This window comes from Kribbella sp. NPDC049584 (assembly GCF_040675555.1).
Taxonomy (GTDB): Bacteria; Actinomycetota; Actinomycetes; order Propionibacteriales; family Kribbellaceae; genus Kribbella.
The window spans coordinates 339,651-360,523 of the sequence record NZ_JBFAPF010000008.1; the positions used below are offsets into that span (position 1 = coordinate 339,651).

The 20,873-nt window shown below is 67.9% G+C and carries 24 protein-coding genes; 12 read left to right on the top strand and 12 right to left on the bottom strand.

Annotated elements, in window-relative coordinates; genetic code table 11:
* Positions 1-4: 4 nt before the first annotated feature.
* Positions 5-430 carry a hypothetical protein gene (locus AB0J62_RS27060; RefSeq protein WP_363876853.1) on the bottom strand — a complete coding sequence of 142 codons (426 nt, stop codon included), beginning with the start codon at positions 428-430 and terminating at the stop codon, positions 5-7.
* A gap of 128 nt (positions 431-558) precedes the next feature.
* Between AB0J62_RS27060 and AB0J62_RS27065 the strand changes: the two genes are divergently transcribed.
* The 3 genes from AB0J62_RS27065 to AB0J62_RS27075 all read left to right on the top strand — a co-directional run bounded on the left by AB0J62_RS27065 (position 559) and on the right by AB0J62_RS27075 (position 3,539).
* A complete protein-coding gene (locus AB0J62_RS27065) occupies positions 559-1,596 on the top strand; it encodes an amidohydrolase family protein (RefSeq protein WP_363876857.1) in 1,038 nt (345 codons plus the stop codon).
* The gene (locus tag AB0J62_RS27070; RefSeq protein ID WP_363876860.1) at positions 1,593-1,952 is read left to right on the top strand and encodes a nuclear transport factor 2 family protein; all 360 of its coding nucleotides are present in this window, start codon (positions 1,593-1,595) and stop codon (positions 1,950-1,952) included. Before AB0J62_RS27065 ends, AB0J62_RS27070 begins: the two co-directional genes overlap by 4 nt.
* 144 nt (positions 1,953-2,096) lie before the next feature.
* Entirely contained in the window at positions 2,097-3,539 is a 1,443-nt protein-coding gene (locus AB0J62_RS27075; RefSeq protein ID WP_363876863.1) for an ankyrin repeat domain-containing protein, read from the top strand.
* On the opposite strand, the gene AB0J62_RS27080 is transcribed toward AB0J62_RS27075, so the two are convergent.
* Positions 3,505-4,611 (bottom strand): ionic transporter y4hA, encoded by a 1,107-nt coding sequence (locus AB0J62_RS27080; protein WP_363876867.1) that lies wholly within the window; start codon positions 4,609-4,611, stop codon positions 3,505-3,507. The two genes, AB0J62_RS27075 and AB0J62_RS27080, sit on opposite strands and share 35 nt — an antisense overlap.
* A gap of 64 nt (positions 4,612-4,675) precedes the next feature.
* On the opposite strand from AB0J62_RS27080, the gene AB0J62_RS27085 reads away from it, so the two are divergent.
* Together AB0J62_RS27085 and AB0J62_RS27090 are read left to right on the top strand one after the other, a co-directional pair.
* Positions 4,676-5,182, top strand: coding sequence for a GNAT family N-acetyltransferase (locus AB0J62_RS27085; RefSeq protein ID WP_363876870.1), 507 nt, complete (start codon positions 4,676-4,678; stop codon positions 5,180-5,182).
* Between the two features lie 25 nt (positions 5,183-5,207).
* Complete coding sequence (locus tag AB0J62_RS27090) at positions 5,208-6,077, top strand: hypothetical protein (protein ID WP_363876873.1); 870 nt, start codon at positions 5,208-5,210, stop codon at positions 6,075-6,077.
* On the opposite strand, the gene AB0J62_RS27095 is transcribed toward AB0J62_RS27090, so the two are convergent.
* A complete protein-coding gene (locus tag AB0J62_RS27095) occupies positions 6,061-6,669 on the bottom strand; it encodes a TetR family transcriptional regulator (protein ID WP_363876876.1) in 609 nt (202 codons plus the stop codon). The two genes, AB0J62_RS27090 and AB0J62_RS27095, sit on opposite strands and share 17 nt — an antisense overlap.
* A 99-nt stretch (positions 6,670-6,768) precedes the next feature.
* Here AB0J62_RS27095 and AB0J62_RS27100 point away from each other — a divergent pair, with 99 nt between their 5' ends.
* Positions 6,769-7,974 (top strand): FAD-dependent monooxygenase, encoded by a 1,206-nt coding sequence (locus AB0J62_RS27100; protein ID WP_363876879.1) that lies wholly within the window; start codon positions 6,769-6,771, stop codon positions 7,972-7,974.
* Here the strand turns inward: AB0J62_RS27100 and AB0J62_RS27105 are convergent.
* Positions 7,925-8,812, bottom strand: coding sequence for a LysR family transcriptional regulator ArgP (locus tag AB0J62_RS27105; protein WP_134110843.1), 888 nt, complete (start codon positions 8,810-8,812; stop codon positions 7,925-7,927). The two genes, AB0J62_RS27100 and AB0J62_RS27105, sit on opposite strands and share 50 nt — an antisense overlap.
* A 73-nt stretch (positions 8,813-8,885) precedes the next feature.
* Between AB0J62_RS27105 and AB0J62_RS27110 the strand changes: the two genes are divergently transcribed.
* From AB0J62_RS27110 to AB0J62_RS27120, 3 genes are all read left to right on the top strand, one after another.
* The gene (locus AB0J62_RS27110) at positions 8,886-9,482 is read left to right on the top strand and encodes a LysE/ArgO family amino acid transporter (protein ID WP_363876883.1); all 597 of its coding nucleotides are present in this window, start codon (positions 8,886-8,888) and stop codon (positions 9,480-9,482) included.
* Between the two features lie 119 nt (positions 9,483-9,601).
* Complete coding sequence (locus AB0J62_RS27115; protein ID WP_363876886.1) at positions 9,602-10,564, top strand: Abi family protein; 963 nt, start codon at positions 9,602-9,604, stop codon at positions 10,562-10,564.
* Between the two features lie 172 nt (positions 10,565-10,736).
* Positions 10,737-11,378, top strand: a complete 642-nt coding sequence (locus tag AB0J62_RS27120) for an MBL fold metallo-hydrolase (protein ID WP_363876889.1) — start codon at positions 10,737-10,739, stop codon at positions 11,376-11,378.
* Here AB0J62_RS27120 and AB0J62_RS27125 read toward each other — a convergent pair.
* The gene (locus tag AB0J62_RS27125; protein WP_363876892.1) at positions 11,375-12,286 is read right to left on the bottom strand and encodes an SDR family oxidoreductase; all 912 of its coding nucleotides are present in this window, start codon (positions 12,284-12,286) and stop codon (positions 11,375-11,377) included. The genes AB0J62_RS27120 and AB0J62_RS27125 overlap by 4 nt on opposite strands.
* Before the next feature lie 46 nt (positions 12,287-12,332).
* On the opposite strand from AB0J62_RS27125, the gene AB0J62_RS27130 reads away from it, so the two are divergent.
* Positions 12,333-13,025 (top strand): TetR/AcrR family transcriptional regulator C-terminal domain-containing protein, encoded by a 693-nt coding sequence (locus tag AB0J62_RS27130; RefSeq protein ID WP_363876895.1) that lies wholly within the window; start codon positions 12,333-12,335, stop codon positions 13,023-13,025.
* On the opposite strand, the gene AB0J62_RS27135 is transcribed toward AB0J62_RS27130, so the two are convergent.
* Together AB0J62_RS27135 and AB0J62_RS27140 are read right to left on the bottom strand one after the other, a co-directional pair.
* On the bottom strand, positions 12,947-13,876 hold the full coding sequence (locus AB0J62_RS27135; RefSeq protein ID WP_363876898.1) for a DMT family transporter: 930 nt from the start codon (positions 13,874-13,876) through the stop codon (positions 12,947-12,949). The two genes, AB0J62_RS27130 and AB0J62_RS27135, sit on opposite strands and share 79 nt — an antisense overlap.
* Positions 13,877-13,911: 35 nt before the next feature.
* On the bottom strand, positions 13,912-15,114 hold the full coding sequence (locus AB0J62_RS27140) for an MFS transporter (protein WP_363877026.1): 1,203 nt from the start codon (positions 15,112-15,114) through the stop codon (positions 13,912-13,914).
* A gap of 102 nt (positions 15,115-15,216) precedes the next feature.
* Here AB0J62_RS27140 and AB0J62_RS27145 point away from each other — a divergent pair, with 102 nt between their 5' ends.
* Positions 15,217-16,092 carry a hypothetical protein gene (locus AB0J62_RS27145; protein ID WP_363876901.1) on the top strand — a complete coding sequence of 292 codons (876 nt, stop codon included), beginning with the start codon at positions 15,217-15,219 and terminating at the stop codon, positions 16,090-16,092.
* On the opposite strand, the gene AB0J62_RS27150 is transcribed toward AB0J62_RS27145, so the two are convergent.
* The 4 genes from AB0J62_RS27150 to AB0J62_RS27165 all read right to left on the bottom strand — a co-directional run bounded on the left by AB0J62_RS27150 (position 16,079) and on the right by AB0J62_RS27165 (position 19,133).
* Positions 16,079-16,471, bottom strand: coding sequence for a GNAT family N-acetyltransferase (locus AB0J62_RS27150; RefSeq protein ID WP_363876904.1), 393 nt, complete (start codon positions 16,469-16,471; stop codon positions 16,079-16,081). The genes AB0J62_RS27145 and AB0J62_RS27150 overlap by 14 nt on opposite strands.
* On the bottom strand, positions 16,456-17,448 hold the full coding sequence (locus AB0J62_RS27155; RefSeq protein WP_363876907.1) for a pyridoxal-phosphate dependent enzyme: 993 nt from the start codon (positions 17,446-17,448) through the stop codon (positions 16,456-16,458). The genes AB0J62_RS27150 and AB0J62_RS27155 overlap by 16 nt, the downstream gene beginning before the upstream one ends.
* Positions 17,449-17,805 (bottom strand): helix-turn-helix transcriptional regulator, encoded by a 357-nt coding sequence (locus tag AB0J62_RS27160; protein ID WP_363876910.1) that lies wholly within the window; start codon positions 17,803-17,805, stop codon positions 17,449-17,451. It lies immediately after the preceding gene.
* A 158-nt stretch (positions 17,806-17,963) separates the two neighbouring features.
* The gene (locus AB0J62_RS27165; RefSeq protein WP_363876913.1) at positions 17,964-19,133 is read right to left on the bottom strand and encodes a PLP-dependent aspartate aminotransferase family protein; all 1,170 of its coding nucleotides are present in this window, start codon (positions 19,131-19,133) and stop codon (positions 17,964-17,966) included.
* A gap of 122 nt (positions 19,134-19,255) precedes the next feature.
* Here AB0J62_RS27165 and AB0J62_RS27170 point away from each other — a divergent pair, with 122 nt between their 5' ends.
* Positions 19,256-19,762: an Lrp/AsnC family transcriptional regulator gene (locus tag AB0J62_RS27170; protein WP_363876916.1), complete on the top strand. Its 507-nt coding sequence runs from the start codon at positions 19,256-19,258 to the stop codon at positions 19,760-19,762.
* A gap of 88 nt (positions 19,763-19,850) precedes the next feature.
* Here AB0J62_RS27170 and AB0J62_RS27175 read toward each other — a convergent pair whose 3' ends face one another.
* On the bottom strand, positions 19,851-20,870 hold the full coding sequence (locus AB0J62_RS27175) for an LLM class flavin-dependent oxidoreductase (protein WP_363876919.1): 1,020 nt from the start codon (positions 20,868-20,870) through the stop codon (positions 19,851-19,853).
* Positions 20,871-20,873 lie beyond the last annotated feature (3 nt).

Consider the following 20,873-nt stretch of genomic DNA (forward strand, 5'->3'; position numbering starts at 1 on the left):
GCCTTCAATACCCGTACCGCGCGGCTTGCTCGGTCATCGTCACCGGCTGGACCGTGTCGTTGGGCGACACGGGCGGGGTCGTCTGCAGTTCGAGCCGGCTGCGGGTGCGGATCTTGTTGAAGATCCAGACGTTGGTCAGATGCACGACCCCGAGCACCAGCATCACGATCCCAAGCTTGACGCTCAGCTGCTCGAACACCCCGCGCGCGTCGTCGACCGCACTTCCGCCCCGCAGGAACAGCGTCACGAACCCGAGGTTGACCAGGTAGAACCCGACCACGAGCAGCCGGTTCACCGCGTCGGCGAAGTCCTCGTTGCCGTGGAACACGTCGACCAGGAAGATCCGCCCGTTGCGGCTCAGCGTTCGCGCCACCCAGATCGTCAACGGCACCGCAATGGCCAGGTAGACCAGGTACGTCGTCACCGTCATGTCCATCTCTTCCCCACTCTTCTTGAACAGGTTCAAATCTCTAACGCTCTGACCGTACGCCGACTTTTTGAACATGTTCAAGTCAGAGATCACGTGACGTGGATCTCTGCTGGGGCAGGATGGGAACCATGGCGACCTGGGTCTTCGAAGGAACCGTGCTCCCGTCCGGCGACGCCGCGCGCGTCACGTTCGGTCCAGGCGAGATCGGCGAGGTGCTGCCCGGGCGGTACGGCGTACCGGGTCTGGTCGACTCGCACTGCCACCTGACCATGGCCGCAGGTCCGAACGGACCCGTGCTGCGCGGCGCGGACTTCGCGGCGGAGCGGCTCGGTGAGCTGGCCGGTGCCGGCGTGAGCGCGGTCCGGGATGTCGGCGGCAACCGGGAGATCACGCTCGAGCTGGCGCGCACGCCCGACGACAGCCGCCCGCTCGTCCTCGCGGCCGGCCGGTTCCTCGCGCCGGAAGGCTGCTACTTCCCGCAGGCGTACAAGCCGGTCGCTCCCGAGGACCTGCTCGCCGCTGTCGAGGCCGAGATCGCCGACGGCGCCACCTGGCTGAAGCTGGTCGGTGACTTCCCCGAGGTGGGTCCGGACGGGCCGATCCGTGGCAGCAAGGTCAGTCCGACCTACGGCCTGGACGTGGTTGAGGCCATGGTCGACTTGGCCCACTCCCGTGACGCCCGGGTCGCGGCACACGTCAACACCGACCACGTCAGCGATCTGATCCGGGTCGGCATCGATTCGGTCGAACACGGTACGGCGCTCACCGAGCGGGACCTGGAAAACCTCGGCGCCCGCGGCGGCGCGTGGACCCCGACGCTGTGCGCCTCGGTCAGCCCGAGCCCGAACGAGACCCCCGAGCAGACGGCTCGCCGCCGAGGCCGTTCCGAGTACCTGGCGTCGATCCTGCCGCTCGCCGAGCAGTACGGCGTCTGCGTGCTAACCGGATCCGATGTGGTCGGCACTGTCGCTGCCGAGATCGACCTCCTGGTGAAGCACGGGCTGTCCGTCGAGCAGGCCCTCACCGCAGCCTCCACCGGCGCGCAGGACTTCCTCGGTCTCACCGGCGTAGGCAACCTCGTCACGTACGACGCCGATCCGCGCGAGCATCCCGAAGTACTGGCGACGCCGGCTGCCGTCGTACTGAACAACCGCCGGATCTCATGAAGGAGAAGGACCTCGACCGCTGGGTCGACCGGTACCGGAGGGCGTGGGAGAGCAACGATCCCGCGCATATCGCCGCGCTCTGGACCGAGGACGCCGCCTGGTACCGGCGTCCGGACGAGGCGCCGGTGCTCGGGCGGGACGCGATCGTGGCGGCCTGGCTCGACGTCGCGGACGGTCCTGGCGAGACGGACTTCGAGTACCAGGTGCTCGGGTTCGGTGACGGGGTCGGCTTCGTGCGCGGCTGGACGACGTACCTGACCAATCCGCCGGCCGAGTTCAGCAACCTGTGGGTGATCCGGCTGGACCGGGACCGGGCACACGAGTTCACCGAATGGTGGATGGAAAAGCCGCTCTGAGATAGGCTCGCGGACAGGCACTCAGGGTGCCGCCGGTCCGCGGGAAGGGCTCAGCCCACCTGAAATGAGCACGGTTGTGGCAGTTGTTCACCTCCTTTCTCGCCTGACGACGCGGACAGCAGGCTCGTAGAGAGGAGGTCGGTGATGCCGACCCGAAATCTTCCGGACGACCCACACCTCGGACACCTTCGCAAGCAGGCGAAAGCGCTGCTCAAGGGCGTCCGCGCCGGGGACCGCGAGGCGATCGCACTCGCGGACGAGTTCCACCCTGTCCAGACACTGGCCGATGCGCAGCTGGTCGTTGCCCGCAGCTACGGATTCCCCAGCTGGCCGAGGATCGTGCTGCACCTGGAGTTGGTGGACAAGTACAGCCGGTCACCGCATCGTCAGTCCGTTGGCGGTCCGCTCGATACTCCGGAGCAACGAGCCGACGAGTTCCTTCGCCTGGCGACCCTGCACTACGGGCAGGACGATCCGGCCCGCCAACGATCCGCACGTGATCTCCTGGACCGGTTCCCAGAGATTGCCCAGAGCAACATTTACACCAAGGTCGTTGCCGGCGACCTCGACGGCGTACGCGCGGACCTGTCCAATGCGGCGAAGGAAGGTGGACCGTATCGCTGGGAGCCGTTGCTCTACCTCACGTACAGCCGCCTCGATGCGCCCAATCAGGTCGAGATCGCGCGTCTCCTCCTCGAGAACGGTGCCGATCCGAACGCCGGATACCTCTGGCAAGGAATGCCGTCACCGTTCACCGCGATCACGGGCGTCTTCGGTCGCGGTGAGGGCGACCAACCACCGCATCACAACCGGGTCGAACTTGCTCGCGTACTGCTCGACGCAGGCGCTGATCCGAACGACAGCCAGACCATGTACAACTGCGGTCCCGGTTGTCCCCCGCCGTACGACGATGTTCATCTGGAGCTGCTGATCGAGTACGGACTGGGCCGCGGCGACGGCGGTCCGTGGCACGAACGGATGACGACCGCGCACCCGACTCCGCAGCAACTGCTGGAGGACGAGCTGGTGTTCGCCTGCTGGGCGGGCCTGCTACACCGGGCCGAGCTGGTGCTTGCCCAAGGCACCGACCCTGAGGGTACCGGCACCAGACATCCGGTGTTCGGCGGCACTCGACCGTACCAACTGGCCGCGATCCAAGGGCATACGGAGATCGCGGAGCTGCTGCGCGCCCGAGGAGCGGCACCGCTGGACGAGATCGACGAGGTGTACGCCGCGGTGATGCGCGGTGAGACATCGAACATCGACGCCGGGCTCGCGGCGCGGGCGGTGGCTCGCCAACGTCACCTGCCCGTTCGGGCCGCCGAGATCGGACGCACCGAGGCGATGGAACCGCTGCAGCGGCTCGGGTTCGATCTGAATGAGATCTCCGGCGGCGCGGCGCCGATCCACCGCGCGGCGCTCAACGGTCACCTGGAGACGGTCAAGAAGCTGATCGAGCTCGGCGCCGACCCGGAGCTGCGCGATCCCAACTACAACGGGAACGCGCTCGGCTGGGCGGAGCACAACCACCAGCAGGCGGTGGTCGACTACCTCAGGGGCTTACCGCAAGGAAGAGGAACGCGCTGAACACCGCGAGGTGAACGGCTCCCTGGAGCAGCGTGGCGCGCCCGGTCGCGAGCGTCAGCATCGCGGTGACAACCGTAAGCGCGAACAGCACCATCTCCTTGCCGTCGAGCCCGAGGACGAGCGGTCCGCTCAGCCAGATGGACGCGAGCGCGATCGCGGGGATGGTCAGTCCGATGCTGGCGAGCGCTGAGCCGAGCGCCAGGTTGACGCTGGTCTGGAGGCGGTTCCGCAGTGCCGCGCGTACTGCGGCAACCGTCTCCGGCAGCAGCACCAGCAGTGCGATCACGACACCGACCACGGGCAGCGGCGCGCCGGCCGACTCCACCGCAGACTCGAGCCTCGGCGAAACAGTCTTGGCCAGACCAACGACCGCGATCAGACAGACGAACAGCAGTCCGAGGCTGAGCAGCGCGGTCTTGCCGCTCGGCGCGGCCGCGTGCTGATCCTCGTCGTCGACGTCACTGTCCCCGTCGGCACGCACGGGCAGGAAGTAGTCGCGGTGCCGGATCGTCTGGATGAACACGAAGACGCCGTACAGCACCAACGACGTCACGCCGGCGAACGCGAGCTGCGCCGAGCTGAACCGCGGCCCCGGCGCGCTCGTTGTGAACGTCGGCAGCACCAAACTCAAGGTGACCAGGGCAGTCATCACGGTCAGCGCGGAGTACGACGCCTGCACGCGGAACTCCTGCACGCGGTGCCGCAGCGAGCCGACAACGAGAGCCAGCCCGAGGATCCCGTTGCAGGTGATCATCACCGCGGCGAAGACGGTGTCGCGGGCCAGCGAGGCGGTCTTCTCCCCACCCGGCGCCATCAGCGTGACGATCAGCGCGACCTCGATCACGGTCACCGCGAGCGCGAGAATCAGCGTGCCGAACGGTTCACCGACGCGGTGCGCGACAACCTCGGCGTGATGGACGGCCGCGATCACCGAGGCGCCGAGACCGAGGCACACGAGGATCAGCAGAACCGCGCCCAGGTGGCGATGCCAGGTCAGCAGAAGGTCAAGGAAAACGAGCGGCGGCACGACCAGAGTCCAGCGCGGCAGCCCTTGGATCACGGAGATTCTCATCCTCAGACAGTCTATCGGGAATCCCCTTGGCATCCGGGGAACATCGGGTGATCCTTCTCCTACGATGACTGTGCAGATCAGGAACGCGACCGACGCCGATTGGCCCGCCATCTGGCCGATCTTCCAGCAGATCGTGACCGCGCGGGAGACGTACACCTACGACCCGGCGATCACCGAGGACGACGCCCGGGCGATGTGGATGGCGCCGATGAACTTCCCGCGTGGCCGGACCACGGTCGCGATCGATGCCGACGGCACCGTTCTCGGCAGCGCGAACATGTACCCGAACCGGCCCGGTCCCGGCGCGCATGTCGCCAGCGCGAGTTTCATGGTCGACAGCAAGGCTCGCGGACGAGGCGTCGGCCGCCTGCTGTGTGAGGACATGATCGAGTGGGCTGGACGATCGGGGTTCCGCTCGATCCAGTTCAACGCGGTCGTGGAGACGAACGAACCCGCCGTACACCTCTGGCAGTCGCTCGGCTTCCGCATCGCCGGCACCGTCCCGGAGGCGTTCGACCACCCCAGGCTCGGGTACGTCGGACTGCACGTCATGTACCGTCCCTTGCCATGACCGTGCTGATGCGGCGACTCGTCCCATGACCAGGGCGCGCCGGATGTGGAAGGCGCTCGAGCCGTTTCACGCGATCACGTACTTCTCGCCGGAGACGCGGCAGGCGACCGACGCGCTCGGGCTCAAGGGCGGCTGGATGAGCTACTTCGGCTGCCGGGCGGCTCCCCTCGGCGCGGTCGGGCCCGAGCTCGTCGCCGCGATGTTCTACAACTTCCACCCGGCGATGGTCGCCCGTTCTCTGCCGGACGCGTGGAGCTACGCGACGCCGGAACAACTGCTCGACGCGCGACTGACGGCTGTGGACAACGCCGTACGCCGGTTGTTCCCGGACGAGCCGCCATACCAAACCGTATGGTCTGGTGAAGCCGTCAAGCGAGCAGCCGAGTTGGCGAGGCGGGCGGCCGAGCTCGCGCCGGTTGCCGGACGGCCGATCGCGGCGGCCAATGCCGCGCTGGAGTGGCCGGACGAGCCGCATCTCGTGCTGTGGCACGCGACCACGATCCTGCGGGAGTCGCGCGGTGACGGGCATGTCGCGGCGCTGGTCGCCGCCGAGCTCAATCCGTGTCAGGCGTTGGTGACAATCTCTGCTGCTGGCGGTCCGTCCAAAGAGGTCTTCCATCTCAACCGCCGGTGGAGCGACGAGGAGTGGGCCGCCGCCTCGGACGATCTGCGACGCCGCGGACTGCTCGACGCCGACGGTGCGCTCACCCACTCCGGGCGAGCGCTGCGCCAGCAGGTGGAAGACACCACGGATGCGCTGGCCGACCAGGGTTGGCGCGCGCTGGGCGACGAACGAGCCAGCGAGTTGCACGACGTCGTACGGCCGATGAGCGCCGTACTGATGTCGACCGGGTTGATCCCGGCAGACAATCCGATGGCTATGCGCTGGGACTGATCCGGTCGGCCAGCGCACGGAGCGACTGAGCGAGCTGCTCACCGGTCGGCGCGCTGTCCGGATCGAACATGCCCTGCGCGACCACGCCGAGCAGCAGCGCCTGGAGAAGTGAGCCGATCGCCTGGACCTGTTCAGGGTCGGCATCCGGATCGACGCCGCCGAACAGGTGCGCCAGACCCTCGCGCGCCTCGCCCTGCATCTTCGTCAACTCCGCGACCAGCTCAGGCATGCTCGCGCCGAGGCTGAGGACCTCGAACTGGGTCGCCCACAACGCCTTCGTGCGTGGGTTGGACAGGCTGTCGATGATTTGACGCCAGGTCGCGACGAACTGCTCGTGCGGTCCACCCACGACCGCAGCACGGTCATCACCGGCGCGCGTGCCCGCCGCGCCGGCCACTTCGGTCGCCCACTCGTCGGTGAGTAGCGCTCGCAGCGCCTCGTTGAGCAGCGTCTCCTTGGAACCGAAGTGGTAACCGATCGCGGCCAGGCTCACCCCGGCCCCGATCGCGATGTCGCGCGCCGTCGTCCGGCTGTAGCCCTTCTGCAGCAGACACGCCTTCGCGCTCTCGACCAGCGCCTCGCGGTTACCCATGCCAGAACCCTAACACGTCCGTCTCACACAAACGTCTTGCACAGTTGTCTAAGACCGTCGTACAGTCGTGGCACAGCAACCACTTCTGGAGGGGTTCCGATGACGACAGTTCTGATTTCCGGCGCGAGCGTGGCAGGTCCGGCCCTGGCGTACTGGCTGCAGCGGTATGGCTTCACCACGACCGTGGTCGAGCGCGCGCCGGCGCCACGGGCCGGCGGCTACGCGGTCGACTTCCGCGGCGCGTCGATGACCGTGCTCGAGCGCATGGGCATCCTGTCCGAGGTCGAGGAGAAGGCGACCCGGATGGGCACGATGACGTACGTGAAGGAGTCCGGGAAGGTGGCCGCAACCACCTCGTCCGAGGCGTTCAGCGGCGAGCTCGAGATCCTCCGCGGCGACCTGGTCGACATCCTTTACAACCTGACGAAGACCAGCACGGAGTACCTCTTCGACGACTCGATCGTGTCGCTCGGCCAGGACGCGGACGGCGTCGACGTGGCGTTCGAGAGCGGCATGCGGGGGCGCTTCGACCTCGTGATCGGCGCCGACGGGCTGCACTCGAACGTACGGCGGTTGGCGTTCGGCGCGGAGTCGTCGTACCTCCACGACCTCGGGTACTACGCCTCGGTCTGCACCGTCGAGAACCACCTCGACCTCGACCACACCGGCCAGATTTTCAACGTGCCGGGCAAGACCGTCGGCACCTACAGCGCCCGCGACAACAGCGAGGCGAAGGCGCTGTTCTACTTCACCTCGTCGGACGTGAAGTACGACCGGCGGAACGTGCCGGCGCAGAAGGCGATCGTCGAGGAACAGTTCAAGGACCTCGGCTGGGAGGTGCCGACCCTGCTCGAGGGGATGCGGACCGCGCCGGACTTCTACTTCGACTCGATCAGCCAGATCAAGCTGGACAGCTACTCACGCGGCCGCGTCGCGCTGGTCGGCGACGCCGGGTACTGCGCTTCGCCGCTGTCCGGGATGGGCACGAGCCTCGCCGTCGTCGGCGCCTACGTACTCGCCGGTGAGTTGCACGCGGCCGGCGGGGACCACGAGCGGGCGTTCGCCGCGTACGACGTACGGATGAAGGACTTCGTGGCGGCGTGTCAGAAGCAGGCGGTCGACGGCGCGATGTGGTTCATCCCGGCGAGCAAGTGGTTCATGAGGCTGCGCAACCTGACCTTCCGGATGATGCCGTACCTGCCGTGGCGGAACATGATTCGGGACATGTCGCTGAAGGTCGGGAACGCGATCGAGCTCACGACGTACGAAGACCTTCCTGTGCGGCCCGCAGCACCGCGTCCGTGAGTGCGTCCAGGATGCCGGACTCGAGCTTCCAGTGCTGCCAGTACAACGGCACGTCGATATATTTGCCTGGGGCAACTTCTACCAGGCGGCCGGCGGCGAGCTCGGATCCGGAGAGCTGGTCCTCGATCATCCCCCAGCCGAGCCCGATCCGGACCGCCTCGTGGAACGGCGCGGACGCCGGGATCGCGTGCGACGGCGGATCGAGCTTCCGCCGGGTCACCTTGCGCAGCAGCCGATGCTGCAGCACGTCCTTCTCGTTGAACACCACCATCGGCGCCTCGGCAAGTGCCTCCGGCAACGGTTTCCCGGTCAGCCAGCGCTCGGCGTACTCCGGGGTGGCGAGCGGGAGGTACCGCATCTTGCCGAGCGGTACGACGCGACAGCCCTGCACCGGCCGCGGATCGGCGGTGACCGCGGCCAGGACCGTGCCGTTGCGGAGGTACTCCGCCGAGTGCTCCTCGTCCTCCTGGTGCACCAGGAACCGGGCGTTGTGCGTGCGGGACAGGTCGAGCATCGCGGGCAGGAACCAGTTGTTGAGCGAGTCCGCGTTCACCGCGAGCGGGATGCGCTGCGCGTCGACCGTACCGCGGACGGCCGCGATCGCCTCGAGCTCGAGCAGGGAGACCTGGCGGGCCAACCGGAGCAGCGCCTCACCGGCGGCGGTAGCCCGGGCCGGCTTGCCGCGCATCACCACGACCTGACCGAGGCGGCTCTCCAAGGCCTTGATTCGCTGGCTGATCGCGGACGGCGTGACGCGCAAACGCCGGGCCGCCGCGTCGAAGCTGCCCTCGTCAACGACGGCCACGAACGTCTCGAGCTGCACGGAGTCGAACTGCATGATGAAGCAATGCTAATGCTACTTCAGAATCTTTAGCTGGTTTGAAGCCGCACAACTGCCTACCGTCGAAGACATGCCCCTCTTCGCCGGATTCGCCACCTCGATCTCCCTGATCGTCGCGATCGGCGCCCAGAACGCTTTCGTCCTCCGCCAGGGCCTGCGCCGCGAGCACGTCCTTCCGGTGGTCCTGACCTGCGCACTTTCCGACGCACTGCTGATCTCCAGCGGCATCCTCGGCCTTGGCGCCCTCCTTACCCGCAGCCAACTCGCCCTCGACATCGCCAAGTTCGGCGGCGCCGCCTTCCTCTACACGTACGCCGCCCTGGCCGCCAGGCGAGCCTTCAACCCCGGCGCGATCACCCCCGCCGACCACGCCCCCGCCGCCCTCCGCAGCGTCGTACTCACCTGCCTGGGCTTCACGTACCTCAACCCGCACGTCTACCTGGACACCGTCGTACTCCTGGGTTCCCTGGCCAACCAACGAGGCACCGACGGCCGCTGGCTCTACGGCCTGGGCGCCGTAGCCGCCAGCTTCACCTGGTTCTTCGCCCTAGGCTTCTTCTCTGCCAAACTAACCACCCTCTTCGCCCGCCCCCGAGCCTGGCAATTCCTCGACTCCGCCATAGCCCTGATCATGACCACCCTGGCAACCTGGATGCTCCTCGCCTGAGATCCACAGGCGCACATTCTCGCGGCAACCTGCCCAGTCCCCGGTGTATCCTTCTATCAACACGGCCAGCCCCTCTGCCCTCAGGGCACGGGCTGGTTTTCTTTTCCTGGGGGCCTTCCGTGACCGTCTACACCAAGCCACACCTGTCTTTCGCCGACCAGGTCGGACTGCTGAAGAGCAGAGGCCTGATCGTCGACGACGAAGCCGAGGCAGAGCGCCTGCTGAGCGTCATCGGGTACTACCGTCTCAGCGGCTATTGGTACTCCTATCGCCGCCCGCTCGACGGCGCCCTTCGGGACGACCACTTCCTCGAAGGCACTACGTTCGGGCAAGTCGTGCGACTCTACGACGTTGATCGCCGGCTGAAGCTTCAGTTGCTCGATGCGCTGGAGCGGATCGAGATCGGGATTCGGGTCATGATCGGATTCACCCTTGGCCGGCACGGCGCCTACGCCCATCTCGACCCCGCGAACCTGGACGGCCGGTTCACTCGGTCAGACGGCCGGCACCCCAGCACGTACGAGCGTTGGTTGCGCAAGGTCTTGACCGCGCAGATCAGATCGTCCGAGGACTTCGTCCTGCATTTCCAGCACAAGTACGACGGCCGCCTGCCAGTCTGGGTGATGACCGAGATCCTCGACTTCGGCGCGATGAGCCACCTGTTCCAGGGTCTGCAGTTCGCCGATCGGAACGAGATCGCGGCACGCTTGGGCGTTCTCGACCGGCACGGCGACGGCAATGGAGCCGCTTTGGCCAACTGGCTGCGGGTGCTCAACTACGTCCGCAACGTCTGCGCCCATCATTCTCGCCTATGGAACAGAAATCTCGCCGACCAGCTCGCTCCGAGCCACCTGCGGCCGATCCCGGACCTGCGGCATCTGACCGATCATCAGGTGTCCCACTTCCGGATCTACTCGACGCTGTGCGTCGTCGGATTCCTGCTGTCTCGCCTGGGGCACGGATCCAACTGGGCCAAGGAGATCCGCGGTCTGATCACTACGGAGATCCCGGCTTGCGGGCGCCGACTTCGCGAGCTGGGGTTCCCGGTCGGATGGGCCGCTGAGAAGCCGTGGATCGGTTGAGCCGGAGGTCTTGGTGGATGTGACGGTGTTGTGTGATGCGGTGGCGGTGTTTCCTGAAGCGGTTGGGGAGGCGCTGCCGGGCTGGGGGTTGGGGGCGGAGGAGTGGACGGGGCGGGTGGTGCCGGGGAACGTTCGGGCGGGTGGGTGGTTGTTGCATTTCCATAGTTACTTGGTGAGTTCGGGTGACGGGCTGGTGTTGGTGGATGCGGGCGTGGGGCCGGCTGGTGGGGAGGCGGCTGAGTGGTTGGGGGTGGCCGGGCGGTTGCCTGGGTTGTTGGGGAAGGTGGGGGTGGAGGTCGCGGACGTGGATGCGGTGGTGTTGACGCATGTGCATCTGGATCACGTGGGATGGGCTTCTGATGGGGTCCAGCCAGCTTTTCCGCGGGCGGAGTATGTCGTGCAGCGGGACGAGGTTGAGCATGTGCGCGGCGGGTCGACGTACCTGAAGAGGATCCGGCCGATCGAGGAGGCCGGGCAGTTGCGGGTGGTGGACGGGGAGATCGCGCTGCGGGGGATGCGGCTGGTGCCGACGCCGGGGCATACGCCTGGGCATCAGTCGGTGGTGACGGATCGGGCCGTGCTCGGTGGTGATGTGCTGGTGCATCCGGCGCAGGCTCGGTGGCCGGAGCTCACCTATGTGTACGAGCGGGATCCCGCGCAAGCCGTGACCTCGCGGCGGGAAGTGCTGGCGATGGCGGCCGCGATGGGTGTGCCGATCGCGGCCGCGCATCCGCATGCTGCATTGTCGGCCGACGCGATCCCGGTTGCCTCGAACGGCACCGGTGACGAGGTGTGCCCGCCGTACAAGCTCTAGCGGTAGCCGGTGGTATCAGCGGGTTTGCCGGCGCCTTGCACCTCGACGATGTAGCGCCAAGCATCCGGACGACTGCCGTCCAAGTCGGTGAACCCGTAGATCCGAGCGAGTTCCCCGCTCGACGTCGACTTGCCGTTCCACCGCCGTACGTCGGGGTCCGCAGCCAGCGCCGCCACCGCGCGGCCGACGTACGACGGGCTCTCGGAGATCGCGAAATGCGGGACCTTCGCCGTCGCGTCCCGCCAGTTCTCCTCGCGTACGCCGAACCCGTCGAGCATCGCCTCCGACCGCAGCCATCCCGGCGTGAGCAGGACGGCGGTCGCGTCGTACTGCTTCAACTCGTGCGCCAGCGCGAACGCCATCCGACTGACCGCGCCCTTCGCGACGTCGTAGAAGAACGAGGCCCGATAGTTCGACGCGTTGTACTCGTTGGTGCCGTCCGTCATCTCGACGACCAGCCCGCCAGGCGTCTTGATCAGCAACGGCAGCGCGAAGTGACTGGTGATCGCATGCGTGTTCACCCCCAGCTCGAGCAACCGCAAACCGTTGTCCAGCGAGCTCTCCCACACGGTCTTGTCCCACTCAGGCTCACCGAACTGCCCCCAGATGTCGTTCACCAGGATGTGCAGCGCGCCCTGCTCGGCCTCGATCCGCGCCACCAGCTCACGCACCTGCGACGGATCGAGATGATCCACCGGTACGGCGATGCCGCGCCCGCCGGCCTTGTCGACCAGCTCGGCGGTCTCCTCGATCGTCTCCGGCCGGTTCATCTCCGACTGCCGGCTCCGGGTGGTCCGGCCGGTCACGTACACGGTCGCGCCGGCCGCGCCGAGCTCGACCGCGATCCCCCGCCCGGCCGCCCGGGTGGCCCCGGCGACCAACGCCACCTTCCGCGCCAACGGCTTCATCGCTCCTCCTAATCCATACGCTGTACGATTATGTACCATACGACGTATGGTTAATGTCGGCAAGCGCTCCGGACGGCCCCGCGCCGGGGAGGAGCGGCTGAGCCGCGAGGCGATCCTGACCGCGGCGCTGCGGATCGTCGACGACGAGGGCATCGACGCGCTGACGATGCGGCGACTCGCATCGACGCTGCAGGTCAACCCGATGTCGCTGTACCACCACCTGCCGAACAAAGCCGCAGTGCTGGCCGGCCTCGCGGAGCTCGTGTTCGCGGGGCTGGAACTGCCCGACCCCGGCGACGCGGTGCCGTGGGACGAGCAGCTCAAGCAGGCGGCGCGTGCCTATCGCAACGGCCTCCGGCAACATCCCAACCTGGCGTTGCAGGTGCTGTCGGACACATCCGCCGTCTCGGACGTCGTCGTGGTCACGATGGAGCCGTTCTACCGCGCGCTCGACCGGGCGGGTTTGTCACCGCGTCAGATTTTCGAGGCGGCCAACACGCTGATCGACTTCATCCACGGGTTCAGCCTGGGCGAGGCGTCGGTCCGGGCCCAGACGTTCGAACTGGCGCCCGACCTACTCACCCGCGTGCGAGCCCTTCCGGCGGACAAGGCGCCGACGCTGACGAGGATCGTCGACGGACTCGGCGTCGAAGGCCTCGCCTACGACTTCGACGGCGGGTTCGAGTCCGGGCTCTCCACACTGACTGCGGGCATCGCGGAAACCGCACGCCGCCGGTAGCGCGAGATCGCGACCCCGACCAGGCACAGCGCGCCACCGCCGTACGCGAGCGGCGCCGGGCTCTCGCCCAGCAGCAGCCAGCCGAGGAAGATCGTGATCGGCGGGACCATGTACGTCGTGGCGCCCATCCGGCCGGCCGTCGTACGCGCCAAAGCGTAGGCCCAGGTCGTGAAGGCGATCGCGGTCGGGAAGGCGCCGAGGAACACGACCCACCAGATCGTCGAAGGTCGTGCATCAGCCGTCTCACGAACGAGCGTCGGCCCGAACGGCAGACACGCGATCGCGCCGATCACGCACGACAGCCAGGTCACCTCCAGCGCGGGCAGTCGCGCGAGCAGCGGCTTCTGCGAAACGACACCGATCGCGTACGCCGCCGCGGCGACGAGGCACAGCACAACGCCCCACGTCTCGGCGCTGCCGCTGGACGACGAGAGCCCGATCAGGACCACCCCGCCGAACGCGACGATGCTCCCCATCACCAACTGACGCGGGAATCCCTCGTGGAGAAGGACACCCGCGAGCAAGGCGATCAGCAGCGGTCCGATGTTGGCGAGCATGGCCGTCGTGCCCGCGTCGAGGTGGCGTTCAGCCTCGTTCAGCGCGAGGTTGTAGACGCCGAACCAGAGCAGGCCACAGGCCACCAGGAACTTCCAGTCACCACGAGCAGGCCAGCGCCGCGGCCGTGCGAACACGAAGATCCCGAGCAGCACACTGCCGACGAGCAACCGCCCGAGCGAGAGCGCACCGGCCGAGATCTCCTGCCCGACGTGGCGGATCGCCACGAACGCCGACGCCCACAGCACCACCGTGACCGCAGCCGCACCAGCGGCCAGCACACCCTGCTTCTTCATGCTGATACAACGTCATCGGGGACCATGGTGTGAGGCTAGGTGTCGGACACTTCGGCGGCCACCGAACTCCGCGGCTCCGGCAGCGCGAACGGTACGACGAACGCCGTGAGCAGGACCGGGATCGTCAGACCCGCGACCAGCACCGACATCGTGAACCACAGCGATCCGAGCGCGAACCCGCCGTACACCGCGATCGCGAAGATCTCGGCGAAGAAGCCCGACACCGAGGTCACGGTCGCCCGCGCCGGTCCGGTGATCGCGTCCTGCAACCGCGACTCCGACACCACGATGACGAGCTGCATAAGCCCGTAACCGACTGCGATCGGCAGGAATCCCCACACCGACCCGCTCAGCGCCCCGACCGCGATCAGCACAGCCGTCGCCCCGAGCCCCACCGCAAAAGTTGCTGCGGGCAACTTGTACGCCGGTCCCGCGAGCGCGCTGCCGATCGCCTGCGCGGCAACGGTTCCCGCGATCAGCAGCGGGATCGCACCGGTCGTCGCACCCGCCTCCCGGCCGAGCAGCGGGAAGTACTCATCGAACGCCAGGAACCCGCCCAGCAACGCCACCAGCGCCACCGCCCTGCGCACCGACCGGCTGAGCAGCACCTCGGTCACACCTGTCCGGAGGACGCGGAGGTAAACGGCGAAGGCTGCTCGAGTGCCGGGCTCATCCGCCTCGCGAGCGGTCTCGACGACCCGCGCTTCAGGCAGCGTCCACGCAACGACCGCCTGCAGCAGGCCGCTGAGCACGCTGACGATTCCGGCGAGCGTGTAGCCGCCGAGCGCGAACAGTGGTGTCGCGAGAGCGGTCGCGGCGAGGTTCATGATGAACGAGGCAGACCGTGCCCGGCCGAGCACGGTCGCATACTGCTCGGTGCGGTCCCGCGCGGCGAGTTCGTCGTACACGAAGGCTTCGTACGTACCGGAGATCAGTGCGGACGACGTACCCCAGAGGACGAAGCCCAGCGCGAAGCCGGCGAAGGACGGGAGCGTGATCCACGCGGCGTACCCGAGAGAGCTGATCAGGGCGCCGAGAACCAGCAGCTTGCGCCGTGAATAGGTATCCGCCCAGGCGCCGGACGGCACCTCGAGGACGAACGCGGTCGCAGACCAGATGACGAACAGCGTCGAGATCTGGGCAGCCGACAGTCCGTGATCGGCGAACAGCAGCTGGTACAGCGGGTAGAGCGGGATGAAGTCCTGGAACGCCTCGAAGGCGACAACCCGGGCGAACAGACCTCTGTCAGAACGTCAAAGATGCGGGCTCGGCAGTCTCATGCATCGAAGATACGCGAAAATGGCGCGCGAAGCCGCTGGAATTTCCGTCAGAGTAGAGCGATGGGACAGGTCAGCGAACGGTTCTGGGCGAAGCTGCCGGAAGGCAGCCGTGACGCCCTCGTCGACGGATTGAGCCAGTCCGAGCTGCAGTCGGTGCTGCTCGACGTGACCCGTGAGCGAGCCGCCAAGGTGACGCCGGCGCGGCTGTTGCAGCGCTGGCAGCAGGACCGGTTCGTGCGCCCGTCGACCATCGATCCGCGCGAGCTGGTGAAGACCCAGCAGCGGCTGTGGGCCGCGCTGCCGGAGAAGTTCGACGGCGTCCAACTGTCCCCGGTGGCGCCGCTGGGCACGTGTTCGGCGATCGCGACGATCAACCAGCACCAGGTGCTCAGCACGATCCGCGGGACGGAGGTCGCCGCCGACCCCACCAACGAGCTGGCGATCGAGGCCGCCGTACGCCGTCGTGCCGGCCAGGACCGAGTGCATCTGGCGGCCTGTCAGCGGGTGGTACGGGCGCAGCCGTTCGACGGGCCTGGCATGTCCGCGCACTTCGAGCTGTTCGTGCTGGTGTCGAGCGCGCGTGACAGCGGCTCGTGCCGGACGGAGGCCGAGCTGTTGATCGACCACCTGAGCTTCTGGCACGACGTACTCGGCGAGAAGGCAGAGCTCACGTTCACCACGTTCGAGGAGTCGGCGTTGCGGGAACGGATCGAGGACACGGTCCGGCCGGCGCTCGGGGTCGCGTTCACCGAGGACACCGAGCGGACCAAGAGCGCGGGCTACTACGCCGGCACCGCACTCGGCATCGATCGCGCCGGTGAAGGACTCGGCGACGGCGGGTTCACCACTTGGACCGCAGACCTGCTCGGCGACGCGAAGGAACGCTGCCTGACGTCGTGCATCTCCACCGAACGGCTGACCGTCATCGGAGCTTGAGCAACCCCGCGTCCGTCGGCTGGAAACCGCACGCGTCCAGGTAGAACGCGCTCAGATGCGGCTCGAAGTCGACATGCAGCCATTCGCATCCGGCCTTGCGCGCCTCCTCGGCCGCGGTCAGCACCAACTGCTTGCCGATACCGCGCCGGCCGTGGTCCGGATGTACGGCGGTATCCAGCACGAACGCGTGCGCACCGCCGTCCCAGCACACCTGCACGAAGCCGACCAGCTGCTCGTTGCTAAAGGCACCGACCCACGTCAACGCCCACCGCTCCAACCGCTCGGCCCAGGCGGTGACCTCGGGCTCGCTCTCGAACGCCGCCGCATGCAGCTCGGACAACTCCCGATCATCGACGGGGAACTTCACCTGGATACGCACGCCTCAGTGCTTATCAGGACAACCGTGCTGTCTTCCATCAGATTCAGCCGTTCCCGCGCCGCACGCAGCCCAGCGAGAGTCGCGGCACCACTCGGTCCGGACGAGATCCCAGCCGCCCCCAGGTCGTCCACGGCCTGCAGGGCCGCGTCGTCCTCGACCGTCACAGAGTAGTCGAGGCCGGAGCGCAGGACGGGCCACGCCAGCGACGACGGCGTACCGCAGTTGAGGCCGGCCATCACGGTCTTGCCGGTCGGGATCGTGAGTAGCTCCCCCGCGAGGAGGCTCGTGGTGACACAGGACGCGCTGGCCGGCTCGACGCCGAGGAGGGCCGGAGCCACTCCACCGCTCCGGTAATGCGTCACAGCCGCCTGCGCCGCCGAGCCCACGCCCATCGGAACGACCACCAGGTCAGGCTGTACGTCGATCTCGCGGAACAGCGTCGAATACCCGTCCACGATGTACTGCGGAATCACGTCGTACCCCGGCCACGCGGAGTCCTGGATCAACAGCCGATCATCCCCCGCGTACGCCGCAGCCTCGGCCACCGCGGCGTCGTACGAATCCGGTACGACGGTCACCACCGCGCCCTCCGACCGGATCGCATCCACGGAGACACCACTCACCACGTCCGGAACGAAGACATGCGCCGCCAGCCCGAGCATCGCCGCCCGCCGAGCGACAGCCCGACCGTGGTTGCCGTCGGTCGCGGTCACCAGCTCAGACGCGCCGGGCTGCTCCTGCGCCGCACGGTGAATCGCCCACCAAGCACCGAGCGCCTTGAACGCGGGCAGCCCGAGCCGCTGCGACTCGTCCTTCACCAGCACTCGGCCGACTCCCAGCTCGGCGGCCAGTGCCGGGACAGGGGTCAGCGGAGTAGGACGGTACGACGGCAGGCTCTGGTGGAACGCGAGCACCTCGGCCGGAGCAGGCGACGTACGCCAGGACCTCGCGGCCGGGTTCTCGTACCAGTGGACCAACTAAGCGACCAGTGCGAACGCCTGCGCCGTCGCGGAGTACGCACGTGGGCCGGACGGGATCCGGTGCGCGGTGCGGTCCTCGACCCGGATCGCGGCGGTCTGCAGCCGGACCGGCAGCGTGGACCGTACGGCGGTCGCGAGGTCGAACTGCACCTCGGACAGCAGATCCGACAGCTCGAGCTCGAGCGCCCGGCAGATCGCGGCGAGGATCTCCGAGGACGGCTCCTTGCGGCCGCGCTCGATCTCGGACAGGTAGGGCACCGACACCTGGGCCAGCTCGGCGAGCTCGCGCAGGGTGATCCCCCGCTCGCGCCGCAAGCGGCGGAAGACGTTCCCGATCACCTGGCGTAGCAACACGTCTGGTCCTCCTCGCTCCGGCTGTCCTGTACCGAGTGTGCCACCCCTCGGAGGTCCCTCGCGAAAAGATCTGCCCTGAGCAGATTCCCGAACCACACTTTGGGCACCCACCAACCGTTCCAGCGGCCCCGAAATGGTTGGCGGGTGCCCAAAGAGCGTCAGGCGACGGCGGTCAGGGCGGCGGTCAGGGCGTTGGTGAGGTCGGCGGTGAGGTCCTCGGGGTCTTCGAGGCCGAGGCTGAGGCGGAGGAGGCCGTCGGACGGCTTGGCCTCGGCGGCCACCAGGCGGTGAGTCAGCGCGGCGGGGTGCTGGATGAGCGTGTCCACGCCGCCGAGCGACACGGCGTGGGTGATGAGCTTCAGGCCGGCGGCGACCCGGGAAGCGGCCTCGAATCCTCCCGACAAGGTGAAGGCAAGCACAGCTCCAGGACCGGATTGCTGACGCCCGATGAGTCCCTGGGGGTCGGTGAGGCCCGGGTAGTAGACGCGCTCCACGGACGGTTGCGCGGACAACCAGTCGGCGACCTTGATTGCGGTTGCCTGCTGCGCCCGTACCCGAACCGGCAGCGTCTGCAGTCCCCTGTGCAGTTCGTACGCCGCCAACGGATGCAGCAGGCCCCCTGTTACTGCGCGGATCTGCCGGAGCCGGCCGACCCACTCCACGCCGGCCGCGACGACGCCACCCATAACGTCACCATGACCGCCGAGGTATTTGGTTGCCGAGTGCAACACCAGGCTCGCCCCGTGCCGAGTCGGCTGCTGCAGCACCGGCGTCGCGAACGTGTTGTCCACAAGCACGGGTACGTCGCCGGCCGCGGCGGCGACTGCCGCGATGTCGACGAGGGCCACCGTCGGATTGGCCGGGGTCTCGACGATCACCAGTCCGGTGTCCGAGCGGATCGCTCCGGCGACTTCACTCGGCTGTGTGTAAGTCACGGTTGTCCCCAGGAGGCCTGTGGATAACAGGTGGTCGCTACCGCCGTACAGAGGCCGCACGGCGACCACATGCGGACGACCGGCGGCGACGCTCGCGAGCAAGCAGGCGGTGAGCGCAGCCATGCCCGAACCGAACGCGACCGCCCCGTCGATGTGCTCGAGCTCGGCAAGCGCGTTCTCGAAGCGGGCGACGGTCGGGTTCCACAGGCGCTGGTAGACGAGGCTGCCGCCATCCGGCCCCCGCCCCTCCGCAAGCGAGTCGTACGACGCTCCGCCGGTGTTCACGTCGGGAAGCGGATACGTGGTGGACAGGTCGATCGGTGGGACGTGGACGCCGAGAGCGGCCAGGTCGTCGCGACCGGCGTGGACCGAACGGGTGTCGAGCTGGGTCATGGCTGCCTCCTCGCCGAGAGGATGGAATCTTCTGCGAGATTGGCGCAATAGTTCCGAAGAAAATTCGTCCACAGTGTCGTCCACAAGCTGTGGATTCTGTGGACGGGCCCTAGAGTGAGGGCATGCCGAAGGATCGTCGGAGCCCGGGACCGGCTCCGCGGCCGGCTCCCGGCGGCCTCGACGAGGTCGATCGGAAGCTGGTGCAACTGCTGACCGCCGACGGTCGGATGGCGAACAATGCGCTCGCCGAGGCGACCGGGATCGCGCCGTCCACCTGTCTCACGCGGGTGCGGTCACTGCGTGAGCGTGGGGTGATCCGCGGCTTCCATGCCGACGTGGATCTGGGCGCGCTGGGTCAGCCGCTGCAGGCGCTGATCGCGATCCGGATCGGCGCGCACTCGCGCGACGAGATCGATCGCTTCCGCGCCAAGGTCCCGACGTTGCCGGGCGTGCTCTCGCTGTTCCATGTCAGCGGAGCCAACGACTATCTTCTGCACGTCAGCGCAGCCACCCCGGATGCGCTCCGGGAGTTCGTCCTCGATCACCTGACGGCCGATCCGGCCGTCAGCCATGCGGAAACCAGCCTGATCTTCGAGCACATCCGCGCGATGCCGGACGCACACCACTGACCAACCCGGCGCACACCGACCAGCTGCGGCTCAGGCAGGCGGGCGGTAGGCGTTGGCCCAGGGGTTGGTCAGTGCGGGAGGTCCGCAATCAGCGAGGCTTCAGGCCCCAAGCGACGGCCAGCAGCTCGAAGGAGCGGCGTCGTTCGGCAGGGTCGTGGATGTTTGTGGTGATGATGAGCTCGTCGGCGCCGGCCTGGTTGGCGCGGCGGAGCAGGTCGGCGGCCACCTGGTCGGGCGTGCCGACGGACACCAATCCCGCCCATTCCTCGACAGCAGCCTCTTCCGCCTCGGACCACGGGTAGTCCGCGGCTTCCTCCGGGGACGGCAGCGGACCTGGGCGGCCGGAGCGGAGCCGGAGCATGGACAGCGCGTTCGCTCGGGCCAGGGCCTGGGCGCGCTCCTCGGTCTCGGCGACGATCGCGGCGAGCGCGAGCATCGCCCGCGGCTCACCGTCGTTCTCGAAGCGCTGGAAGTTCTCCTTGTACGTCGAGATGACGCCGGCCGGATCGAGCGTGCCGAAATGCCCGGCGTACGCGAACCCCGTTCCCAGGGCGGCCGCCGCCTGACCGCCGTACGTGCTGGATCCGAGGATCCAGACCGGCGGCAGCGGTACGTCGTCAGGTTGCGCGCTGATCGGCTCGAACGGATGGCCGGCCGGGAAGCCCTCGACGTACGCGCGGAGTTCGGCGTACTGCTCGGTGAAATCGTCCGCGCCGAGTGCCTCGCGGCTGCGGCGCAGGGCGAGCGCGGTGCGCTGGTCAGTGCCGGGCGCGCGGCCGATGCCGAGGTCGATGCGGTCCGGATAGAGCCCGCCGAGCACGCGGAACGTCTCGGCGACCTTCAGCGGCGAGTGGTTCGGCAGCATGATCCCGCCGGACCCGACGCGGATGCTCGAGGTGGCAGCGGCCACGGCAGCGATCATCACCTCGGGGCTCGTGCTGACCACGCTGCGGATGTTGTGATGCTCAGCGAGCCAGTAGCGGTAATACCCGGCCGCTTCCGCGGTGCGGGCCAGTTCGAGCGTCTCGTGCAGCGCCTCCGACGGCCGCGTGCCTGTCGGCACCGGCGAGAGGTCGAGCACGGACAGGGGCATCGGTTCGGCGCTCACTTA

What these genes read in the sequence shown, in the direction of transcription:
- AB0J62_RS27145 (WP_363876901.1), top strand. Translation starts at nt 15,217, where the DNA reads ATGGGACAGGTCAGCGAACGGTTCTGGGCGAAGCTGCCGGAAGGCAGC.
- AB0J62_RS27085 (WP_363876870.1), top strand. Translation starts at nt 4,676, where the DNA reads ATGACTGTGCAGATCAGGAACGCGACCGACGCCGATTGGCCCGCCATC.
- AB0J62_RS27075 (WP_363876863.1), top strand. Translation starts at nt 2,097, where the DNA reads ATGCCGACCCGAAATCTTCCGGACGACCCACACCTCGGACACCTTCGC.
- AB0J62_RS27110 (WP_363876883.1), top strand. Translation starts at nt 8,886, where the DNA reads ATGCCCCTCTTCGCCGGATTCGCCACCTCGATCTCCCTGATCGTCGCG.
- AB0J62_RS27130 (WP_363876895.1), top strand. Translation starts at nt 12,333, where the DNA reads ATGGTTAATGTCGGCAAGCGCTCCGGACGGCCCCGCGCCGGGGAGGAG.
- AB0J62_RS27060 (WP_363876853.1), bottom strand. Translation starts at nt 430, where the DNA reads ATGACGGTGACGACGTACCTGGTCTACCTGGCCATTGCGGTGCCGTTG.
- AB0J62_RS27125 (WP_363876892.1), bottom strand. Translation starts at nt 12,286, where the DNA reads ATGAAGCCGTTGGCGCGGAAGGTGGCGTTGGTCGCCGGGGCCACCCGG.
- AB0J62_RS27105 (WP_134110843.1), bottom strand. Translation starts at nt 8,812, where the DNA reads ATGCAGTTCGACTCCGTGCAGCTCGAGACGTTCGTGGCCGTCGTTGAC.
- AB0J62_RS27065 (WP_363876857.1), top strand. Translation starts at nt 559, where the DNA reads ATGGCGACCTGGGTCTTCGAAGGAACCGTGCTCCCGTCCGGCGACGCC.
- AB0J62_RS27095 (WP_363876876.1), bottom strand. Translation starts at nt 6,669, where the DNA reads ATGGGTAACCGCGAGGCGCTGGTCGAGAGCGCGAAGGCGTGTCTGCTG.
- AB0J62_RS27100 (WP_363876879.1), top strand. Translation starts at nt 6,769, where the DNA reads ATGACGACAGTTCTGATTTCCGGCGCGAGCGTGGCAGGTCCGGCCCTG.
- AB0J62_RS27165 (WP_363876913.1), bottom strand. Translation starts at nt 19,133, where the DNA reads ATGACCCAGCTCGACACCCGTTCGGTCCACGCCGGTCGCGACGACCTG.
- AB0J62_RS27170 (WP_363876916.1), top strand. Translation starts at nt 19,256, where the DNA reads ATGCCGAAGGATCGTCGGAGCCCGGGACCGGCTCCGCGGCCGGCTCCC.
- AB0J62_RS27135 (WP_363876898.1), bottom strand. Translation starts at nt 13,876, where the DNA reads ATGAAGAAGCAGGGTGTGCTGGCCGCTGGTGCGGCTGCGGTCACGGTG.
- AB0J62_RS27070 (WP_363876860.1), top strand. Translation starts at nt 1,593, where the DNA reads ATGAAGGAGAAGGACCTCGACCGCTGGGTCGACCGGTACCGGAGGGCG.
- AB0J62_RS27090 (WP_363876873.1), top strand. Translation starts at nt 5,208, where the DNA reads ATGACCAGGGCGCGCCGGATGTGGAAGGCGCTCGAGCCGTTTCACGCG.
- AB0J62_RS27080 (WP_363876867.1), bottom strand. Translation starts at nt 4,611, where the DNA reads ATGAGAATCTCCGTGATCCAAGGGCTGCCGCGCTGGACTCTGGTCGTG.